The sequence below is a fragment of the Selenomonadales bacterium genome (genome assembly GCA_017442105.1).
In the GTDB taxonomy this organism is placed as follows: domain Bacteria; phylum Bacillota; class Negativicutes; order RGIG982; family RGIG982; genus RGIG982.
In genome coordinates, this window is the sequence record JAFSAX010000206.1 from 1 (window position 1) to 2,925 (window position 2,925).

2 protein-coding genes are annotated in these 2,925 nt (G+C 57.8%); both read left to right on the forward strand.

Features of this window, described 5'->3' with window-relative positions; all coding sequences use genetic code 11:
- Window positions 1-423 precede the first annotated feature (423 nt).
- On the forward strand, window positions 424-735 hold the full coding sequence (locus IJN28_08030; GenBank protein ID MBQ6713715.1) for a hypothetical protein: 312 nt from the start codon (window positions 424-426) through the stop codon (window positions 733-735).
- An 8-nt stretch (window positions 736-743) separates the two neighbouring features.
- Entirely contained in the window at window positions 744-2,888 is a 2,145-nt protein-coding gene (locus IJN28_08035; GenBank protein ID MBQ6713716.1) for a hypothetical protein, read from the forward strand.
- Window positions 2,889-2,925 lie beyond the last annotated feature (37 nt).

A 2,925-nucleotide genomic window follows, 5' to 3' on the forward strand; every position in this document is an offset into this window, starting at 1 on the left:
CCCCAGCGGTTCGCGACTGACCAATCAGCACTCCCTAACGGTGTGCTTCTTGGGTCGCTATCGCATGGGAAGTATTAACCAATCAGCATCGCCCTTCGGACTTGCTTCTTGGATACTTCTCCAATAAGTAACAAAAAAGGCACGCGCTGTTGAAGCGGACTATGGCTTCTGCTATAACGACCTCGACCGCTTCAAAAAGCGCGGAACGCAGATGTCGGTTTTGTACTAAGGGAATAAAACAAAAAGATAATACCACGATACTTTGGTCTTGAACTAACCGACGACCTCCCACTATGCCTCCCTCTGATGAGGGAGGTGGCATGGCCTCGCCATGACGGAGGGAGAGAAAACGATAAGGAGCGATTGGATAACCTCATTCCACCACTTTCTTACAACCAAAACAAAAGGAGTTGACCCCCACACATGTCCATGTATTCCCCAAACTTCACCTTCACGCGCCTTGTCGCACAGACATTTCCCATCTCGTCCGAACCGCGCCTTCTTGCCTCCGATGGTGTGCTTGACGGCACGGTACGCGGTCGATGCGCCGTCGAGGTCATCAACACATCGTCCGCGCCCGTCTACATCGGAGCCGATGATGTAAGCGCAGACCACGGACTTCCCATCAACGTAGGCGAGAGACGATTCTTCCCGGTAACGCTCGGCTCTATCCGCGCGCTCTACATCGCCGCCGACAGCGACAGCACCGTCACCATCGCCGAATACTTCGCCTGAGGTGCACCATGAAACGAACGATCAGCCTAAACACACTCACCCCGCTCGAAACCGCACGCATCATGGAAGAATTCACCAGGCAGAAACAGCGCGCCGACGACCACTACACCTCCCGCGTCGAACCGCTCCTCTGCCACCGCCGTGACGTCTGCCGAGCAGGGCGCGAACACTACCGCGCCAAATTCCCCCGCCTGTCCGAATCGTCCGACTGGACGAGCCGCGACGTCAAGACCACCATCGACTGGATACTGCCCCTCCTTTTAGAAGCCTTCTGCTCCTCCGACGACGCCGTATCCGTTCAAGGTGTCGGCGCCGAAGACGACGAGCGCGCACGCCGCGTCCAAGCACTCCTCAAATACCAGATAGAACGCAAAAACCGCTACTTCGGCTTCCTCCACAGCGTCCTTCGCTCCGCACTCGAAGTCAACCTCGGCATCGGCAAAGTCTACTGGCACCGCGAAGAGATAGCCACACCGCGCGAAGTCATCCTCTCCGCCCGCGACCGCGCCGCATGGAACGAACTTCGCGACAAGGCACGCGCACGCACCATCCGCATCACAGGCCTTACACCGCTCGACAGAGAACACAGCACACACCGCATCACCTACGACGAAGTGCGCACCAAAGCCAACCACCCCGTCCTCGAATACCTCCCGCCGAGCGAATTTCGCTACACACCCGACGGCCTCACCATCCGCGACGCACGATTCCAAGCCCACCGCAAGATCGTCACCGCCGACTATCTCAAACGGCGCGAGCAAAGCGGCATCTACCAAAACGTTGACCGCGCACTCGACCACGCAGGCACACCGCGCTACACCTCCTTCGACACAAGCGGTGACCCCGCCCGCGCTCACAGCATCTATTTTGACGGTGACGGAGCAAACCGCCGCGTCGAACTCTACGAAGGCTACCTCTCCGTCGACTACAACGGCGACGGCATCGCCGAAAACATCATCGTCCACGCAGTCGGCGACGTACCGCTTCGCATCGCTCTCAACGAATTTGAAGAAGCACCGTTTTTCACCTGCAGCGGCGAATTCGACCCCAACGCCTCCTTCGGAGAAACAGGCTTTGCCGACAACCTCGAACAGCTCCAAGACCTCAAAACAGCCCTCGTGCGCCAGATCATCATCAACATCGCCAAAAACAACGCCCCGCGCCAATTCATCGACGAACGCACCGTCGATATGGACGCACTCCTCGCAGGCGACGAATACATCCCCGTCAGCGGTGAGCTTGCCGCCAGCATCTACTGCCCGCCCCCGCTCCCGCTCTCAAACGCCACGATGGAACTCGTCCAATACGCCCAAAGCGAGATCGAAGCCCAATCGGGTGCCACACGCTACAACCAAGGCCTCGATGCCGCCAGCCTCAACAAAACAGCCACAGGCATCACCGCCATCATGGGCGCATCCGACAAACGCGTCCGCCTGCTCGCCCGCCAGATCGCCGAAGACTTCCTCATCCCGCTCTTCCGCTTCCTTATCAGGCTTAACCAAAAATTCCTCGATCAAGGCACCATCGTCAGACTGCTCGGCGAAGACATCCGCATCGAACAAGGCGACCTCGACCTCGACTACGACCTCATCGTCAGCGTCGGACAAGGCCTCGGTACCAAAGAAGCACAGGTAGAATGTCTTTCTGCCATCATCGAAAAGCTCTACCCACTCCTCACCGCCCAAGGCATCGTCACCAAACAAAACTGGTACCAAGTCGCCAAAGAACTTCTCGAACGCCTCGGCATCCGAAACACCAACCGCTTCCTCACCGAAGAAACACCTGCCCAAACACAAGCCGTACAGCAAGCACAAGCAATTCAGCAAGCGCAGGCAGGCGCACAAGCACAAGCTGTCGCACAAGCAAAACAGGCGCAAGCAATGCAGCAAGCGCAGGCGCAGGCTGTCGCACAAGCAAGGCAGGCACAGTCACTCCAGCAGGCGCAAGCACAAGCTGTCGCACAGGCAAAACAGGCACAAGCACTCCAGCAGGCGCAAGCACAAGCTGTCGCACAGGCAAAACAAGCACAAGCACTCCAGCAGGCGCAGGCTGTCGCACAGGCGAAACAAGCACAAGCACTCCAGCAAGCGCAGGCTGTCGCACAGGCAAGGCAGGCACAGGCTGTCACACAGACAAGAGAGATACAAGGGTAAGGGGCAGGAAATAAAACGAAGCACTTCCTGCGTATCA